Annotated in this window: 15 protein-coding genes and 2 pseudogenes; 11 read left to right on the top strand and 6 right to left on the bottom strand. The window is 61.3% G+C overall.

Features of this window, described 5'->3' with window-relative positions:
• Positions 1-147: 147 nt before the first annotated feature.
• From V1288_RS09890 to V1288_RS09855, 8 genes are all read left to right on the top strand, one after another.
• Entirely contained in the window at positions 148-1,581 is a 1,434-nt protein-coding gene (locus V1288_RS09890) for an FAD-binding oxidoreductase (protein ID WP_334356857.1), read from the top strand.
• 240 nt (positions 1,582-1,821) lie between these two features.
• A complete protein-coding gene (locus tag V1288_RS09885) occupies positions 1,822-3,513 on the top strand; it encodes a thiamine pyrophosphate-dependent enzyme (protein ID WP_334356856.1) in 1,692 nt (563 codons plus the stop codon).
• A 279-nt stretch (positions 3,514-3,792) separates the two neighbouring features.
• The gene (locus V1288_RS09880) at positions 3,793-5,157 is read left to right on the top strand and encodes an MFS transporter (RefSeq protein WP_334356855.1); all 1,365 of its coding nucleotides are present in this window, start codon (positions 3,793-3,795) and stop codon (positions 5,155-5,157) included.
• 71 nt (positions 5,158-5,228) lie between these two features.
• Positions 5,229-6,524 carry a homogentisate 1,2-dioxygenase gene (gene hmgA / locus V1288_RS09875; protein WP_442894019.1) on the top strand — a complete coding sequence of 432 codons (1,296 nt, stop codon included), beginning with the start codon at positions 5,229-5,231 and terminating at the stop codon, positions 6,522-6,524.
• Positions 6,524-7,834, top strand: a complete 1,311-nt coding sequence (fahA, locus tag V1288_RS09870) for a fumarylacetoacetase (protein ID WP_334356853.1) — start codon at positions 6,524-6,526, stop codon at positions 7,832-7,834. The genes hmgA and fahA overlap by 1 nt, the downstream gene beginning before the upstream one ends.
• Positions 7,831-8,466 carry a maleylacetoacetate isomerase gene (maiA, locus tag V1288_RS09865; protein ID WP_334356852.1) on the top strand — a complete coding sequence of 212 codons (636 nt, stop codon included), beginning with the start codon at positions 7,831-7,833 and terminating at the stop codon, positions 8,464-8,466. The genes fahA and maiA overlap by 4 nt, the downstream gene beginning before the upstream one ends.
• 535 nt (positions 8,467-9,001) lie before the next feature.
• Positions 9,002-9,283, top strand: coding sequence for a hypothetical protein (locus tag V1288_RS09860; RefSeq protein ID WP_334356851.1), 282 nt, complete (start codon positions 9,002-9,004; stop codon positions 9,281-9,283).
• A 9-nt stretch (positions 9,284-9,292) separates the two neighbouring features.
• A complete protein-coding gene (locus tag V1288_RS09855) occupies positions 9,293-11,041 on the top strand; it encodes a peptidoglycan D,D-transpeptidase FtsI family protein (RefSeq protein ID WP_334356850.1) in 1,749 nt (582 codons plus the stop codon).
• A 131-nt stretch (positions 11,042-11,172) separates the two neighbouring features.
• On the opposite strand, the gene V1288_RS09850 is transcribed toward V1288_RS09855, so the two are convergent.
• Positions 11,173-12,144, bottom strand: a complete 972-nt coding sequence (locus V1288_RS09850; protein ID WP_334356849.1) for a Bug family tripartite tricarboxylate transporter substrate binding protein — start codon at positions 12,142-12,144, stop codon at positions 11,173-11,175.
• Between the two features lie 141 nt (positions 12,145-12,285).
• Here V1288_RS09850 and V1288_RS09845 point away from each other — a divergent pair.
• A pseudogene (locus V1288_RS09845) lies at positions 12,286-12,435 on the top strand (PLP-dependent aminotransferase family protein); the annotation flags it as partial.
• Positions 12,424-12,771, top strand: a pseudogene (locus tag V1288_RS09840) (PIN domain-containing protein); the annotation flags it as partial. The pseudogenes V1288_RS09845 and V1288_RS09840, both read left to right, overlap by 12 nt.
• Positions 12,772-13,250: 479 nt before the next feature.
• Here V1288_RS09840 and V1288_RS09835 read toward each other — a convergent pair.
• Positions 13,251-13,823, bottom strand: coding sequence for a DUF308 domain-containing protein (locus V1288_RS09835; protein ID WP_334356848.1), 573 nt, complete (start codon positions 13,821-13,823; stop codon positions 13,251-13,253).
• 85 nt (positions 13,824-13,908) lie between these two features.
• Positions 13,909-14,508, bottom strand: coding sequence for a TetR/AcrR family transcriptional regulator (locus tag V1288_RS09830; RefSeq protein WP_334356847.1), 600 nt, complete (start codon positions 14,506-14,508; stop codon positions 13,909-13,911).
• Positions 14,509-14,702: 194 nt separating this feature from the next.
• On the opposite strand from V1288_RS09830, the gene V1288_RS09825 reads away from it, so the two are divergent.
• A complete protein-coding gene (locus V1288_RS09825; protein ID WP_334356846.1) occupies positions 14,703-15,089 on the top strand; it encodes a hypothetical protein in 387 nt (128 codons plus the stop codon).
• A gap of 51 nt (positions 15,090-15,140) precedes the next feature.
• Here the strand turns inward: V1288_RS09825 and V1288_RS09820 are convergent, their stop codons facing one another.
• The 3 genes from V1288_RS09820 to V1288_RS09810 are packed head-to-tail and all read right to left on the bottom strand — an operon-like array spanning position 15,141 to position 18,306.
• A complete protein-coding gene (locus V1288_RS09820; RefSeq protein ID WP_334356845.1) occupies positions 15,141-15,860 on the bottom strand; it encodes an ABC transporter ATP-binding protein in 720 nt (239 codons plus the stop codon).
• Positions 15,857-17,095, bottom strand: coding sequence for an ABC transporter permease (locus V1288_RS09815; protein WP_334356844.1), 1,239 nt, complete (start codon positions 17,093-17,095; stop codon positions 15,857-15,859). Before V1288_RS09815 ends, V1288_RS09820 begins: the two co-directional genes overlap by 4 nt.
• A 5-nt stretch (positions 17,096-17,100) precedes the next feature.
• Positions 17,101-18,306 (bottom strand): efflux RND transporter periplasmic adaptor subunit, encoded by a 1,206-nt coding sequence (locus V1288_RS09810; protein ID WP_334356843.1) that lies wholly within the window; start codon positions 18,304-18,306, stop codon positions 17,101-17,103.
• Positions 18,307-18,320 lie beyond the last annotated feature (14 nt).

Genomic DNA, 18,320 nt, shown 5'->3' with positions numbered 1-18,320 from the left:
ATGCGGCTAAAGATCTTTAATGCTGAAGATTGCGAAAGTGCGCTCTGCGACTGCGCATGACCGGCTAGAACCGCTGTATCCGCGTCAACCCGCGCCGTTCTGACCGCTGAATCGATCACGACGGCCTCGAGCAAGGTTATCAAAAGCATGACACTTCACAATACAGGCTTGACCTCATGTCTCGAACGCCTGCGGGCATCTCTCGGGGAGCGCTTAGCCACCGGCGGCTCGGTGCGCGAACAACACGGCAAAGATTGGTCCCGACTGCCGCCCGCTCTACCGGATGCAGTCGTGTTCGCTGAGAGCGAGGACGACGTCTGCCGGGTGCTTGAGGCTTGCCACGAGTTCGGCGTGCCGATCGTCGCGCACGGCAATCAGAGCTCGCTTGAAGGGCACATCCTGGCCGTCCGAGGCGGAATAGCTTTGAACCTGACGCGCATGAACCAGGTCTTGGCTGTGAATGAGGACGACTTTGATGCGGTGGTGCAGCCTGGCGTGACGCGCAAGCAACTCAATCAGCATCTGCGCGACAAGGGCCTGTTCTTCGCAATCGATCCTGGTGCGGACGCTACCATCGGCGGGATGGCTTCGACGCGCGCGTCCGGCACCAATGCGGTGCGCTATGGCACGATGCGCGAAACCGTGACCGCCGCCCGCGTTGTATTGGCCGGCGGGCGGGTGACACGAGTGGGGTCGCGCGCGCGGAAATCTTCAAGTGGCTACGATTTGGTCAGGCTCTTCGTCGGATCGGAGGGCACACTCGGCATCTTCACGGAACTTACCGTTCGCCTGCACCCGATCCCGGAAGCGGTGTGTGTTGGAGCTTGCCCGTTTGGAGCGACCGCGGGTGCAATCGCTTCAGTGGTCGACGCGATGCACATGGGGCTCGATGTCGCGCGCATTGAATTTATGGATTCGCTGTCCATCAGGATGGCGAACAGCTACTCGAAGCTTGGATTACCGGTGGCGCCCACCCTGTTCGTTGAGTTCGTCGGTGCGCCTGATCATGTGGATCAGCAGGCGCGCGCATTCGGCGAGATCGCGGCGACGTGCGGGGCACTCGACTTTGCTTGGTCGCGAGACCCTGCCGAACGGAGCAGGCTTTGGCAGGCTCGGCATGAGTCGCTCTATGCAACGAGTGCTTGGAAGCCGGGTGCAGAAGTCTGGCGCACGGATGTTTGCGTCCCGATTTCGCGTTTGGCGGATAACATCGCGGCCGCGCAGTCAGAGATCGAAGCTTCCGGGATCGATGGCAAGATCCTTGGTCATGTCGGCGACGGCAACTTTCACGTTGCCTACCTCGTCGACCCGGAGTTGCCGAGCCAGAGGGAAGCGGTCCGCGCGATGATCGAGCGCTTGAACCACCGGGCCATCGCGTACGGAGGCACGGTAAGTGGCGAACAGGGGATCGGTATCGCGAAGCTGCCATATCTCTTGGAAGAGCACGGCGAGGCGGCACTCGACGCAATGCACCTCATCAAAAGTGCGCTCGATCCGCGCGGAATAATGAATCCCGGCAAAATCGGTTCTGAGCCGTCATCGCTGCCTCCACAAAAGCTCACAATAGCAACTAGTATCTAATCAAATAGCTTATCACATTGTTTAATTAGTGATCTGGTAGGCGAGGCGCGGTTACTCGCCGCTCTCGATCCACTATCGGCAAGAACGCGGCCCAGTGTGGAAGTCTGCCCTACGGCCTCGCAAGGGTTGGCAAGTTTGCCGGCCTCGCGTGTGATTTGATTATTATGAATTATATTTGACATTGTACGTCAACCGCATTAGTACCTCCTTGTCAAAGCGCGAGCCAACGAAGGGTGTGGAATGAGACAGACTGGTGGGACGGCCCTTGCAAGACAGCTCGCGCTTGAGGGCGTCAGGGATGTTTTTGCCATCCCAGGTATTCAGCTGGATTGGGCCTTTGAGGGCCTGAGGCAATGCCGCGACAATATCCGCGTCATTGTCCCACGTCACGAACAGGCGACGTCTTACATGGCCGACGGCTATGCTCGGTCCACCGGGCGCATCGGTGCGTGCATGGTCGTTCCTGGTCCGGGTGTCCTCAATGCTATGGCGGGCCTCGCGACAGCGTACGCCTGCAATTCACGAGTCGTTTGCATAGCGGGTGACATCAACTTTGGAGGGCGCGGCAAGGGGGTTGGGCTGCTGCATGAGGTCAATGGCCAAACCGAAATCTTGGCAAAGGTAACAAAGTGGCAGGGGCGCCCCAGCGCGACGGTCGAAATCCCAGCTGTTCTTCATGAAGCGTTGCAGCAAGCCTCCTCCGGCCAACCTCGGCCAGTCGCGTTCGAGGTTGCGCAGGACCTGCTCAACGTGGAGGATGACATCCCGCTCGTTGACACTCCGCTGGTATCTAGCTTCGACGAGCCCGAAACACTCGCGATAGAGAAAGCCGCGCAGCTACTCAACGAGGCATCTTTTCCCGTTATCTACGTTGGCGGCGGCGCATTGGCGGCGAAGGCTTCCGGACCGCTGGCCGAATTGGCCGAACGCCTCGATGCGCCGATCGTTATGGGTGAAAACGGTCGGGGTGCGGTCTCAGACCGGCATTCGCTTGCGCTGAACGCACTTGGCGGACGCGCCGTATTTCCTCATGCCGACGTGGTCGTCGTGGTCGGAAGCCGTTTCGTCGACACGCAGGTTGGAAAGCCCGCCTGGCCATCAGATCGAGCGCGGTATATCTACATCAACCTCGATCGCTCTGCCTGGAAGCCGCCCCGCCGCGCCGATGTGGCTATTGTGGCTGATGCGGCCCTCGGACTGAAGGCGCTCGCTGCTGCAGTCGCGCGGCGTCCCTCAGTGATCGCGGCTGACCTTGGCCGGGTCCGCGCCTGGTCCGATGAACAAGCAAACCTCATTCAGCCGCAGGCCTCATGGCTGCATGCGCTCCGAGAGGCGCTTCCGGACGACGGTTTCTTTGTGAATGATCTGACTCAAGTTGGCTATCTCGGGCGCTTTCATTTCCCGGTCTACGGACCCAACACCTTCATCACACCGGGCTACCAGGGGACGCTGGGATTCGGTTACCCGACGGCGCTCGGCGTGGCGGTCGGAAATCCGGGCCGACCCGTCATCAGCCTCAACGGCGATGGGGGCTTCGGTTGGAACATGCAGGAATTGGCAACGGCCCGGAAATACAACTTGAACGTTGCCGCCGTGATCTTCAACGATGGTCATTTCGGAAACGTCAGGACGATGCAAAAGGATCTGTTTGGGGCCGAGTTCGGCGTCGATCTGTGCAATCCCGACTTTTCGGTTCTCGCTAAGGCTTTCTCGATTCCATACGAGCGAGCTGAATCGCCTGGCCGTCTCACAGCGCTCCTCAGATCGGCCTTCGCGGCGGGAGGCCCGAGTGTCATCGAGGTTTCTGTCGGAGAGATGCCCAGTCCCTGGCATCTCATGCGTCTCCAACAGCCGCCCTTCGCCAAGGCGCCCCGGCCGGCGCCGCCGAATCCGCTGGGCGATCCTCCGGTTCGGGCTCCGATTGAGCGATGACACACCTTCAGGAGCAGAGGTAACGGCGGCGCGGTACGTCGCATCCGGTATGCCGTCAGGCGCCGTAGGCCAAAGCAGTGCTGAGATTGCGTTTGCGATTTCCTTAGGAGCCGAATGTGCCCTCGCGGTCAGGACCTCCTACGAGCGATTGTGGCGGATAGGGAGTCCTTGCCCTTCGACAGATTGCCGGCCCGCGTGCGAAACGGCTGCCCTGGGAAGTCGTCGAGAAAGGCAATGCCAAAACAACTAACGAATTGAAAAACGATTGGGAGGAATTGCATGACGACGGCGATGAACCACGCATATCGCGATTCAAGTTTGGCTAGTTGGGCTCCCCCTGATGACGAGATCGAGACCATACTGCGCAAGGTTGATCGCAGGCTGATATTTTTCCTGTTCATTGTTTTCGTTGTCGGCTTTATCGATCGAATCAATATCGGTTTCGCTGCGCTGACGATGAACCGCGATCTCGGCCTGACTGCCAGCCAGTTCGGAATGGCAAACTCGCTTTTCTATATCGGCTACGTCGCTTTCGAGCTGCCCAGCAATCTGGCTTTGGCAAAGTACGGCGCGCGGATCTGGATCCCGAGAATCATGGTGACGTGGGGCATCGCTGCTTGCCTGACGTGTCTCGCAGTCGGCCCTCATAGTCTCTACGCACTGCGCTTTATCGTCGGCATCGCCGAGGCGGGGCTCATGCCTGGCGTGCTTCTCTATCTGACTTATTGGGTGCCGGCGCATCGACGGGCACGTGCGACCGCCCTGTTCCTCGTGGGGCAGCCCTTCACGATTGCTACCGGCTCGCTGATCTCGGGGCTGATCTTGCAGCTCGACGGCACCGCCGGCCTCAAGGGTTGGCAATGGTTGTTCATCATCGAGGGCGCGCCCTCGGTCATCCTGGGGGTGACGGCTTGGTTCGTGCTCAGCGATAGGCCTTCCAAGGCATCCTGGCTCACCCAACGCGAGGCCGAGGTTCTGGAGCGAGCGATCTCGGATGAGGAGGGAGGCTCCAGAACAGGCGGCGACAAGAGCACCCGCGCGGTTGTCCAGGCGCTCTGGAGACCCGTGATTGCGACGCTTGCCCTGATCTACTTCTGTCTCGTCACGTCCCTTAACGCAATCTCGACATGGCTTCCACAGATCGTAAAGGACGTTTCAAGTGGTTGGACGCCGACGGCAGCCACTCTTCTAGCCAGCATTCCTGCCGTATGCGCGTGCTTCGTCATGCTCTGGCTCAGCCGCATGTCCGACCGCGCCGGCACCCGGCGCATGTACACGGTTCTGCCAATGCTGTTCGCAGCGCTAGGATGGCTGATGGCGGGATTTGGTTCGGATCCGATCTTCCGCTTCCTTGGGCTGATCCTGACCACGGCAGGCGCTTACGGAGCTCTGGGCGTGTTTTGGGCCATCCCCGCGAGCCACCTAAGTGCTGCGGCAAAACCCGCGGGTTTGGCGCTGATCACCATGGCCGGAATCATGGGATCGATCGTCAGTCCATATGTCATTGGAGTATTGCGCGATCTCACAGGAAACTTTGCGGCGGGCCTTCTGTTCGCAGCGGTGCTCCTGATCCTTGGTGCAACATTGATCGCTGTCACACCTTTCGCGAACGCGGCCGTTCGCAGACATCAACAGGAAGGGTAGCCAACATGAACGCACAGACGCCATCCGCCCATGGAAAGCTTGCGAGTGGCTCGGGTATCACGCCCGGCTACATGTCCGGCTTTGGCAACGGCTTCGAGACCGAGGCGCTCCCCGGCGCGCTTCCGATTGGCCGCAACTCGCCGCAAAAATGTCCCTACGGCCTTTATGCCGAGCAACTTTCGGGCTCGGCCTTTACCGCGCCGCGCACTGTGAACGAGCGCTCCTGGCTTTACCGAATTCGTCCAACCGTCATGCACTGGGGCGCGTTCAAAAAGGCGGAGATTGGTCTGTGGCGTACAGCGCCCGCCCAGGAGGCGGAGACTCCGATTGCGCCTTTGCGCTGGGATCCTGTCCCGATGCCATCCATGCCGCTCTCCTTCGTCGAGGGCATTCGCACGATGACGACGGCGGGAGACGCGGGCGCACAAGCGGGCATGGGCGCACACCTCTATTTTGTCAACCGCTCGATGCCAGACGAATACTTCTACAATGCCGATGGCGAGATGCTGATTGTGCCGCAGGAGGGGCGGCTCCTCTTCCGCACTGAATTCGGCATCATCGAAGTCGAACCCGGCGAGATCTGTGTGATACCGCGGGGAGTAAAGTTTGCAGTTGACCTGCAAGGTGGCCCCGCCCGGGGGTACATCTGCGAGAATTACGGTGGAGCGTTCACCTTACCAGAGCGCGGGCCGATCGGAGCTAATTGCCTCGCCAATCAGCGCGACTTTCTCACACCGGTGGCCGCTTACGAGGATCGCGATGAGCCCGGTACCCTGCTGGTAAAGTGGGGCGGCAACATCTGGGCGACGGCGATCGACCACTCACCTCTCGATGTGGTCGCTTGGCATGGCAACTACGCACCCTACAAGTACGATTTACGCAAGTTCTCTCCGGTCGGGCCTATTCTATTTGACCATGCCGATCCGTCGATTTTCACGGTGCTCACCTCAGCCTCCGAAACACCCGGCACCGCTAATGTCGACTTCGTGATCTTCTCTGACCGCTGGCTCGTAGCGGAGAACACCTTCAGGCCGCCTTGGTACCATCTCAACGTCATGAGTGAATTCATGGGATTGGTCTACGGGGTCTATGACGCCAAGACTGAAGGTGGTTTCCAGCCCGGGGGAGCCTCCCTTCACAACACTTTGCTGCCGCACGGCCCAGATGCGGATACCTTCGAGAAGGCCTCTGATGCTGAGCTCAAGCCCCACAAGCTTGAGGGTACGCTCGCCTTCATGTTTGAGACGCGCTTTCCACAGAAGGTCAGCCGCTTTGCGGCCGAGCACCAGGCTTTGCAGAAGCAGTACGGCGAGTATGGTCGCAAGCTCAAAAGAAAGTTCGATCCGCGGCTGTCGGAGGCCCGTTGATGACGGAACTCGACCGCACCCACGATGCGGGCCTGCGCTCTTGGGTGCCCACCGCCAACGGGCATCGGGACTTCCCGATCCAGAACTTGCCGCTCGGCGTATTTTCGCCGCGAGGGGAGACTCCGCGAGCGGGCATCGCGATTGGCGAGGCCATCCTCGACCTGCCGGCCGTGCTAGCAGCCAACCTCCTGTCCGGCGAAGCAGCAGCAGCAGTTGAAGCTGCGGCGGGCACGTCGCTCAACCGCCTCCTTGCGCTCGGGGGTGGGGCGCGCCGAGCTTTGCGGGCCCGCCTCTCTGAGCTGCTCGCAGAAGGGCAGCCCGAACGCGGGACGATCGCGCCTCTCTTGTACGAAGCATCGGCCTGCACACTGCAATTGCCAGCCGCAATCGGCGACTACACCGACTTCTATGTCGGCATCCGCCATGCGGAGAACATCGGCAAGCAGTTTCGCCCGGATAATCCGCTCTTGCCGAACTATAAGCACTTGCCAATCGGCTATCACGGCCGCGCTTCGTCAATCCGCCCGTCCGGCACCGCTGTGCGCCGCCCGCATGGGCAATCCAACGCGCCGGGTGCGACCGAGCCTGCGTTCGGTCCCTCTCGCCGGCTCGATTTCGAACTTGAACTTGGAGTCTGGATCGGCCCCGGCAACGCGCTCGGAGAACCAATCCCGGTCGGCGAGGCTGCCGCGCACGTTGCCGGATGCTGCCTCCTGAACGATTGGTCAGCCCGGGACATTCAGGCTTGGGAGTACCAGCCGCTAGGACCCTTTTTGGCCAAGAATTTTGCTACGACGATCTCGCCCTGGATCATCACGCCCGAAGCGCTCGCGCCATTCCGTATCGCTCTTCCTCCCAGGCCGAAGGGCGATCCGCGACCACTGGCCTACCTTATCGATGACACGGACCAGCGCGAAGGCGGCTTCGACATCCAGCTTGACGTGCTGATGCTGACGCCGGGGATGAGCAAGGCTGGTTTGGCTCCCCACCGGGTCTCGGCTTCTAACACGCGCCACATGTATTGGACGGTTGCGCAGATGATCGCTCATCATACCTGCGGCGGCTGCAACCTGCAGCCAGGCGACTTACTAGGGACTGGCACGATATCGGGCCCAGACCTGCAGTCTTGCGGCAGCCTCGTCGAGGCCACCGTCGGGGGCCAACAACCGATCCGCCTTGCCTCTGGAGAGGAGCGGCGATTTTTGGAGGATGGCGACGAGATCATCCTGCGAGCCCGCGGGGTGCGCGAGGGTTTCGTCACTATCGGTTTTGGCGAATGCCGAGCAGTCATCCGGGAAGCTGTCGGGTGAAACTCTACGGCTACTGGCGCTCGACATCGTCTTACCGGCTTCGCATAGTGCTGGCCCTCAAAGGCTTGGCACCGGAGCAGGTGCCAATCCACCTCGTGCGCAACGGCGGAGAGCATCGGACCGAGACGTATCGCCAGATTAACCCGCAGCAACGAGTCCCCTGTCTGGCGCTCGACAGCGAACGCGTGCTGATCCAGTCGCCTGCCATCATTGAATATCTGGAGGAGGTCTTTCCAGATCCGCCGCTTTTGCCGCAGGATCCGGTAGCGCGAGCCCGAGTTAGAGCCGTTGCGGCGATCATCGGCTGCGACGTCCATCCGCTGCACAATATCGGCCCTCTAAACCACCTGCGTCGGAACTTTGGCCGCTCGGAGGAGGAGGTTGGCGCCTGGATCGCGCGCTGGATCGGCGAAGGCTTCTCTGCGGTCGAGTCGCTGATTATCGGCAAAGATTACTGCTTCGGTCCAGCGCCCGGCCTCGCGGATGTTTACCTGATTCCGCAGGTCTACGCCGCCCAGCGCTTCGGCGTATCGCTCTCCAACTTCCCGCGAATCAATCGTGTCGTGTCTTCAGCAACGGCTCATCCGGCCTTCCAAACGGCACATCCGTCACGTCAATCAGACGCTGAATAAGCTTTCGATGTCATGATCTCCAAGCGGGGCCTAAAGAGACTGTCCTCAAAGTCAGTGCAGCAATTCTGTAAATTCGAGCCTGTTAGCCGATGCTTCGCGGTGGTCCACAGCGGTGAGTCCGATACAAAGAATTCTGGATCTCCCGCCGCCTGCCGATCAGGACCCATGCTTGGTCCAACTCGGGGAACGCTGCGTAGCCGGTCAATGCTAGGCCTCCAATCCCCGTACGGAAGTTCTAAAGGATGCCGCTTGGTCCTTGCTCTCCGGCCGCGGCGACGCCGCAGACGTAGGAGCGGCCGACCCCTATCGTCCGAGCACCGACCTTCCGCCTTCAGCACGGCGGTACGACGGCGTACGTGGCCTTGCAGCACCACCTCGGCCCGAGTGCCGATCGGTGCGGACCACGCCCGGAAGCGCCGCCGACCGGGAGAGGGAGAACCCCAGCTCCCATACGATTTGGTTAGCGCATGCGCATCATCCAATTCCTGGTCATCGCGGGATAGTCTCTTCGGCGGAGTATCTCTGCTGGATCAAAATGGACGCCAGCACCCGCGCCGAGAAGGGGCTGCGGCTGCACGCGGAATTCCGCGAGCAACGCGATGCGATCGCATCGCTGCGCTCCCGATGGCCCAAGCTCGATGCGGCGTTGCGCCTGCAAGGCCTTGCCGAGCGGCATCTGTCGCTGAAAGCGGTCAACCGAGCGCAATGTCACCCGCTGAAGAACGGGCCGGAGCGTCCGCCGCGGAAGTTCGGACCTGGCAAGCCAGAGCCCATTGGGGCTCAAGCCCATCAAAGCCGCGAGCGTGGCGCAACCTGAGGACAAGAAATGAGCGCTCCGACGCCGGCCAAGTCCACGCCAACCGAGCCCTGGCGGCAGCGGCTGATCCGCAGTCTGCTCTACGGGCGGAACGTCGATCGCGCCGCAAAGGCGCGGGCGCGTGTCGGCCTTGCGATGCTCGTCTTTGCCTTGGTCTACGCCCTGATCGGCGGCCGGCTCGTGATGTTTGCGATCGGCGCCGACGCGCACAGCGCGCGTCGCGTCGCCTCGCAGGAAGTGGTTGCGACCGCGCGTCCCGATATCGTCGACCGCAACGGCGCGATCCTCGCGACCGACGTCAAGGCGGCCAGCATGTTTGGCGAGCCGCGCCGCATCATCGACAAGGACGAGGCGATCGAGCTTCTGACCGCGACCGTGCCCGATCTCGACGGAGCCGAGGTGCGCGAGCGCCTGTCGTCGCGCAAGGGTTTCGTGTGGCTGAAGCGCGAGATTACGGCGAAGCAGCAGCAGGACATCCACAGGCTCGGTATTCCCGGCATCGGCTTCCTGCGCGAGAACAAGCGCGTCTACCCGACCGGCAACGAGGTCGCCCATCTCATCGGTCTCGTCAACATCGACAATCAGGGCATCGCCGGCCTGGAGAAGTGGCTCGACAACCAAGGACTTGCCGATCTCCACCGCGCCGGCTTTGCCACCGACCGGCTGCAGAAGCCGATCGAGCTGTCGGTGGATCTGCGCGTCGAGCATGCGCTGCGCGACGAACTGCTGAAGGCCAAGGACAAGTTTCACGCCAAGGCCGCCTCCGGCATCGTCTCCAACGTCAAGACCGGCGAGATCGTCGCGATGGTCTCCTTGCCGGACTTCGATCCCAACAATCCGATGGAAGCGCACGATCCCGACCGCATCAACCGCCTGACCACCGGCCTCTACGAGATGGGCTCGACCTTCAAGGCGTTCACGCTGGCAATGGCGCTCGATTCCGGCAAGATCAACCTGAATTCGTCGTGGGATGCGCGGGGAAATCTGCACTACGGCAAGTTCACGATCCACGACAGCCACTCGCTCGGACGGTTCATCAACACCAAGGAAGTGTTCACCTATTCGTCCAATATCGGTGCGGCGCGGATCGCGCTCAGCCAGGGCGTCGAGGCGCACAAGGCGTTCCTGGCCAAGATGGGCCAGTTGACGCGGCTGCGCACCGAGTTGCCGGAGAGCGCGGCGCCGCTGGTGCCGCGACGCTGGGGGGAGCTGAACACGGTCACCATCGCGTTCGGCCAGGGCCTGTCGGTGGCGCCGCTCCAGGCGGTGATGGGCATCAACGCGTTGATGAACGGCGGCTATCTGATTCCGCCGACATTCATGAAGCGCAGCGAATCCGAAGCGGCGGCGATGGCCAAGCGCGTCATCAAGCCGGAGACCAGCGACAAGATGCGGTATCTGATGCGGCTCAATGCGGAGGTCGGGTCGGCGCGCCAGGCGGACGTCAAGGGCTACTACATCGGGGGCAAGACCGGCACGTCCGAGAAGGTCATCAACGGCCGCTATGCCAAAAAGCGCGTTCTGAACTCGTTCACCGCAATCATGCCCTGCGACGATCCGAAATATCAGATCCTGATCATGCTGGACGAGCCGCAGGCGCTGCCGGAAACCCATGGTTTCATCACCTCGGGCTGGAACGCGGTGCCCACCGGCGGCAAGGTGATCGAGCGGATCGCGCCGCTGCTGGGCATCGAGCCCCGATTCGACCTGCCCCGGTCCGACCGCCTTATTCTTGAAGTATCCAAGACGACCCACTAATCAACCAGCTGGGCCGTAACTGCTGCCTGGCTCGGATTATCCGACGGTGCGGCTCTTCGGCTCGGCATGTCTCTGGAAGGCAATGAAACGCGGCCTGCCTTGTCACGATGGTCGCGATCCGCGCGACTTCGTCACTGGACAGTGATCCCTCTACTCTCGATGAGTCGCTTGTAGATCGCGGATTCCTGCGCCATGCGCGCGGCCATGTCCTTGGGAGATCCGCCAATCGCCGAAATTCCCAAACGGTCGAGGTAAACCGTCATCTCTTCGGATCGAAGCGCTTCATTTGATTCTTTGTTTAGTATTTCTATAACCGACGCTGGCGTACCGGCAGGTGCGGCAAGCCCATTCCAAGACGTGAGATTGAGATCCGGATAGCCCATTTCCGCTGCGGTGGGCACGTCGGCAAGCAGCGGCACGCGCTTGTTGCCGCTGACGAGAAGAGGAAAAGCCTGCTTGGACTGGATCTGAGGGATCGCGCTCGGCACGACTTCGAAGAAGATGTCGACTTGTCCACCGATCAGGTCGTTCATCGCAGGCGCGCCGCCGCGGTACGGGATATGAGTTAGCTTAACGTCGGTGAGCGAGGAGAATAGTTCGGAGAACACGTGCGGGAAGCTTCCGTTGCCTGCCGAGGCGACGGTCACGTTGGCGGGCTTCTGCTTGGCGGCTTCCAAAAGGTCCTTGAGGCTTTTGAACCCGCTCTTTTCGCTAGCGATCAAGACGGTGGCGTTTTCGGTTAAGGCGATGATCGGCGCTAGACTGACGAGGGGATCGTAGGGCTGCGGTTTGAAGATGTACGGAGCAATCACGAAGGTACTTGTCGTTCCGAGCAAAAGAGTGCTCCCGTCCGGCGCCGAGCGTGTCACATACTGAGCGCCAATAGTCCCGCCCGCGCCGGGCCTATTCTCAATGACGAAAGCTTGTCCGAGCACTGACTGCATGTGCTTGCTGATGATACGGCCGATTGGCTCCAATTGGCCTCCCGCAGCAAATGGAGACACCATCGTGACGGTGCGGTTGGGGTACTTCGTCTGGCTGAGCGCCGGACGCGCGATTGAAGCAAGCGCGCCGCCAAGCAACAGTGAACGTCGATCGATCATCGTGGTGTTCCTCCTGCGTATCGAGCGTTTTTGGTGGGGCGGGCCGCACGTCTTGCAGCAGCGCCCGAGCGCCTTTTCGGTCGTACCACATTGAAGCATTCATAATGTCAAATCGAATTGTACAATGATGAAATGCCGGGCGGGCACGCTCCTTTCGCGGCGATCGCACCGGATCTTACCTGGCACGTCGCCGGCCTAGCCAAATGCATCGGCGCCGGGCTTCGCGCGGCATATGTTGTGGTGCCTGATACCCGTTCGGCATGGCCGTTCGCGGCCGCGCTGCGCTCGGCTCAGACTTCTTGCGGCTACCTCCGCAGGTCCCCCAAGGGCGAGCAGAACTATCCGCTTGAGCTACGTGAAAAGTTCAATGCGCTGGCTGAACAGCTCTGCATCTCCGGCATCGCGCTCGGCGAGTTGCACTATGCCGCGGAGAAGTCCGCACGCCGCGCTCATAACCTAACGGCAATCGAGAATTTCGTAGCGCGTCTCGATGTGCTGCCGTTTGCCGAGAAAGCGGCTGCGCACTATGGTCAGGGCCGGGCAGAACTCGAGCGCGCGGGAACGCCCAGTGGTCCGCACGACATGCAGATCGGCGGCCATGCCAAGGCTGTAGAACTCGTCGTCGTCCGGATAGCGGAGCAGGTCGACGCCGAACCGGGCGCGCCGGAGTGTTCGCTGCGGAACCTCCGGATCAATCTTGTCCGGATATCCCGGGCCCCAGCCGGCGCGGCACCGATCGGTGAGAGCGTCGATCTCGAGCCGGGCGGTCTCAGCATAACGATGCCGGCACTACGCGCGCGAGGACCTACCACGTGGTCTCGGCGTCGGCTTGCGATAGAACTAGTCCCCACGCTTGTGCTGTGAACGATGATTCGGTACAAACTCTTGGTACACACATCCCGGCGGGTTGTCTGGAAAACGCTGATATTTATGCAGTTTTCGATATGATCCGGAGAGTGGCTGAGAATCCCTCCCTCTCCGCCACTTCGGAACAAAACTGGGCACGCCCAGGGTATCCGATTTCACGCCTGAGCTAAAGATCGCCACCAAGATTCGGAGCGGGCTGCTCTTGACCACACGATGCGGACCTCCTTGTCCTCGACCCTCTATGCAGCCTTCCGCAATTGGCTCACGCTCAGCCACACCGCCGAAACCAGGAAGTAGAAGGCGCCTACTGCGGCATAGCCAGCCACGTTGGTGATGGATGGCGGCATCGGCATCCGCGCCTGCACGATGAAAAACGTGCCTGCCAGCGCTGATTGCCCTCCGCTCAGGATCATCGCCCACTGCGCGCCATAGCTCTTCCAACGGCGGACTGCGGTGCAGAATTGAAGCAGGCCAGACAGAATCGCCCATACGCCGAATGCCGCGAGCACCCAGTTCATGCTGATCTCCAGCGCGACAACAACCGCGAGCGTTGTCGCCGCACTGACGACGACGTTGATGGTCTGCGTGCGATTCTGTCCCAATCCTCCGCTGCGCGATGCGTCGACAAGATTGGCGAGGGCATCCCATGCAGGATAAGCCACGAGTAAAGCCGCCGCGATCACCCAGGAATGCTGTCCCACCGTAAAGGCAGCCGCCACCCAGACAGCCGAGAACGCTGTCCGAGCGAAGTAATAGAGCTTGAGCCATTGTTCCTGGCTGGCGCGAGAAAGATCGCAACTGTGAACCGTCATTTTGATCGATATTCCTTTCGACTAGTAGGTAGAGACGTCTGTCGACGAACTTCGCCGAGCGACCACGGTGATGGTTATTTGAGATCTAGGACCCGCTCTGGAGGGGACGCGCAGCGAGTCGCAGCAAGAGCGGGCCTGTCACGGCGCCGAATATCTTCGGATCGCCATAGGCCCGCGCCGAAAGCATCGCACCGTGAACCGTCGCCATGAACGCTTCAGCCTCGGCACGAGGGCTACTCATCAGTTGAAGTTGGCCGTGCCGCGCGCCGCGCTCCAGCACGGATGTCAGCCACGCTGACAGGGAACGGAAATGCGCCCGGACCTCAAGGCCAACTTCGTCGGGCAGAACGGGGAGCTGGCTTGCCAACAGCGCGCAGACACAAAACGGAGCGCTGGCATCCGCGATGCAGGCCTCCCAATACCCAGCGTAGAACCGAGGCTGTTCGAGCGGATCGGATACCCGACGTTCGAGATTCGCCATCCCCGCTTCAGCTTCTTCCCGATACCGCGCAACCAGCGTTCGGACCAGATCGACCTTGCCTGGGAAATGGTGATGGATGCTCGCCTTGCGAATCCCGACCACATCAGCGATGTCGGCATAACTGAAACCGTTGTAGCCGCCAGCGACGATCAGTGAACGCGCACAAGCCAGGATGTCGTCAGCGGTGGTAGACAAGCTGCTCATATCTTAATCTACCTTCTGGTAGGATGATCGTTAAGCCCGTTTGTAACGGAGCGACAAACAGAAAGAGCGGCAGCGTGGAGTTAGGTAGCTATGGCGTGGAAGACATAATGCCCATCTTTTCGTGGCCCGCCAGCATGCTGCATCTTTCCAAGAAATCGTCCAAGCTGTCATGCCAATGAGTGCAAGGAGCGAAAATGAAGATTGGACCGCAGCCTGACAAATGGCTCAGAAAGAAAGCCAAGCAAGGAATGCGCGGCTATCCCGTCGGCACGATCGCCTTCTATGGTCCTGATAACCAGCGCGCTTCGAAAGTTGCCGTGTCTGTGATTCCATGTGAGGGAGCCGAGCCCAAGTTGCACCGGTGGTTTTCGGAAGCCGGCGACGTGCGGACAGACAAGACCATTCTGGTCGAGATCGCCGCGTATCTGCGCCAGCATTCGGCGCGGTCGGTGGCGATGGTGGATGGGATCATGGGCTGTCCTCACGAAGAAGGGATCGATTATCCGATGGGCGAGTCTTGTCCCCAATGCCCGTATTGGAAGGGACGAGACCGCTTCACCGGGGAATTGGATCAGGGTTGACGGTGCTCCTCGGAGAGGAACCCAGAAACCCTCCCTCTCCGCCACCCCTGATTAACTTCCCGCCGCGCAAACCAGCTCGCCTCCACCCCGCCCCGTAACCTCCGCGATCTTGCCGTCGACGATATGGATGCGGCGGTCGGCGCGGGCGGCGAGCGCTGGATCGTGGGTCACCACGACCACGGTTTGGCCCTGGTCCGCGATGTCGCGAAGGATCGAAAACACCTGCTCCGTCGATGCCGTATCGAGTGCGCCGGTCGGCTCATCAGCGACGATGATCTCGGGGCGGTTGGCTAGCGCACGCGCAATGGCGACCCGCTGGCGCTGGCCGCCGGAGAGCTGGTTGGGGCGCTTGTTGGCGTGCTCGCCAAGCCCGAGCGAGCCCAAGAGAGCAAGGCCGCGCTCGCGCATCTCGCCTTCAGTCATCTTGCCCGCGGCGCGCATCGGCAGCAGCACATTGTCGAGCGAGGTGAACTCCGGCAGCAGGAAATGGAACTGGAACACGAAGCCGCATTTGGTGAGGCGGACATCGGCCCGGTCTGACTCCGATAGTTTCGAGGTGGGCTGCCCGCAGATCATGACTTCGCCTTCGCTGGGCGCATCGAGCAGGCCCAGGAGATAGAGCAGCGACGATTTGCCCGATCCCGACGGCCCGGTGATGGCGACGAATTCGCCCTTGTTCACCGCAAGGTCAATGCCGTTGACGAGGGTATGCGACACCGCGCCCTCGATGCGGCGAACCAGTTCAACCGCCTGCAAAGCGACCTCGGTCATGATGCCCCCCGGATGATTTCAACTGGATGCACGCAGGTTGCCTTGCGCGCCGGGAAGTAGGCCGCCCCTGCGCAGCAAACAAGAGATATGCCGCCGGCGATCAAATAGTGCGTCAGCGAGTAATAGATCTGCAGCGGAACGGTCGTGCCCGTTAGCGGATTGAAGATCGTGATCTTCGACCAGCCGTAGCAGAGCAGGTAACCGAGGATCCACCCGAACAGGATGCCGACCACGCCGATGATGGCGGCTTCGATGATGAAGATCCGTCGCACCGCATACTCGCGCATGCCGAGCGATTTCATGATCGCGATGTCCTGGCGCTTCTCGTGCGTGATCGTCGAGATGATGTTGTAGGTCGCAAAGGACGATGTCAGCAACATCGCGCCCATCACGGTGAGCACGATGAAATCGCGCACGGTAAAGGACGACAGCAAGTCGGCATTGGCTTCCTGCCAGGATACCGACTTGTAGCCGGTCTGCGCTTCGACCTGGGCGGCGACCTTTTGCGCCAGCATGGGATCGTTCAACCGCAGTCGGAGCTGGTTGACGACCCCGCTTTGCCCCATCATGACCTGCGCCGGCCCCATCAGCGAATAGATCTGGCTCTCATCGACGCGCTTCAGGCCGGAGAGATAGAGCCCAGCGACCGTCGAATTCAGTTGGACGCCCTGGCCGCCGATCAGCAGGACGGTGTGGCCGGTTTTCACGCCGAGTTTTTCGGCCAGGGCCTCGCCCATGATGATGCCGTTCGGCGCGCGTGAAAGGTCGTCGAGCTTTCCCTCACGCATTTGAGTGGCGAGTTTCGAGACCTGAACCTCACGGCGGGGGTCGATGCCGGTCAGGGTGATGCCGATGCGCGCGCCGCCGTGATTGATGATCGCGGTGGTCTTCGCCGAGGGAGCCACGTCGCCGGGTATCCAGGAGCGCAGCGAGCTCATCACCGATTCCGAATATTTGATTCCGGGACGTTTGCCGACATTGGCGATGTCGGACATCTGGACCGCCGCATATTCCTGCTCTGCGGGTTGCGTCGGCACGGAGCGCCGCTCGTCCTCGACCGTGATATGCGGCATGGTGTCGACGAGCTGCCGCAGGAAGTCGAGCTGCGAACCCTGCATCAGGCCCGCCATCATGATGGTGAAGCCGACCCCCATGGACACGCCGGCCATGCCCACAAGGGTTTGCCGCACCCGGGTGCTGACGTGAGTCCATGCGATGTTGAACAGAAGCTTCACGGCGGCTACCGGCTGTTGCTGATCATGTTGCGACGGGCGTCATTGACGACGGAATCGATGTGGGCGGTCATGGCTGCCGAAATCACCGCATCATCGGGATCCGATGGAGCTGTGGTGGCCGAGGCTACCACGGTGGCTTCGGGTGTTGCGGCTGGCTGATCGGTCGGTTCACTCGCTGCCGCCGGTTCCACAGCCCTGGTCAGGCTGTTGTCGATGCGAATCCTGGCGCCGTCAGCGAGATCGATGCGTGCGGGCGAAAGCACAGGGGTGCCCTTGGATACGTCGCCGATGATCTCGATGTTGCGGCTGCCGCGGATGCCGACTTTCACGGCCACGCGTCTGACCCGGCCGTCATCAACCATCTGGACCGACTCGCCTGCGACGGCCTCTGCCGGTACGACGACGGCCGCCTGCTTCTCGCGGAAGATGATATTGGTCTCGACTGACATGCCAATCCGCAGCGGCGTATCCTGCGGCAGCCGCAGATAGACGCGGAAGGTTTTTCGGGTCGGATCGCCCTTGGGCGTGATCTGGGCGACCGTGGCGCGCAGGGCCCTTCCGGGGAAAGCCTCGCTTCGCAGAAGAGCCTTCTGGCCGGCCGCGATGCGGTTGATCTCCTCCTCGTTGATTTCGGCAACGACCTGCATCGGAGCAGGCGGTCCCACCCAGAACAGGACATCGGTGGGACCGGCGATCTCGCCGACCTCGCTGTCGCGCCGCAGTACCATGCCGTCGAGCGGCGCTCTCAGCAGCAGCGAGTCCAGCCGCACCTTCTGCGCGGCGATCTTCGATTTTGCTTCCTCAAGCTTGGTCCAGCGCTGCTCGTACTCGGTGCGCGTGGCATCGTTCTTGTCGCGATCCTTCTCGGCGCGCGCCAGATCGCGTTCGAGCTGGCCTCGATTGATTTCCATCTGATCCAGCGCGCTGCGCTCCTCGGCGTCGTCCTGGCGGGCGAGGATCTGACCGCTCTTGACCACCTGTCCCTCGCACCGGCAAAGCTCGACCAGCCGGCGGCGCTGCAGCGGCACCACCTTGGCCCAGCGCTCGGGCTCGACGGTGCCCGTTCCGTAAACCGCTTCGGAAACCGGCGCGAGGCCCGCAATGCTGGTGGTCACCAGCGGCGGACGAAGCAAGTGGGAATAGCCGTAATAGCCGGCTCCTGCTGCGGCGATAGCCAGAATTCCGGTTGTGACGAGATGCTGCAATCTCATGGTGCGTCCCCTTA

The organism is Bradyrhizobium sp. AZCC 2176, from assembly GCF_036924645.1.
GTDB lineage: Bacteria > Pseudomonadota > Alphaproteobacteria > Rhizobiales > Xanthobacteraceae > Bradyrhizobium.
Note: the sequence above shows the minus strand (reverse complement) of the source record. Positions and strands in the feature narration are given on the sequence as shown.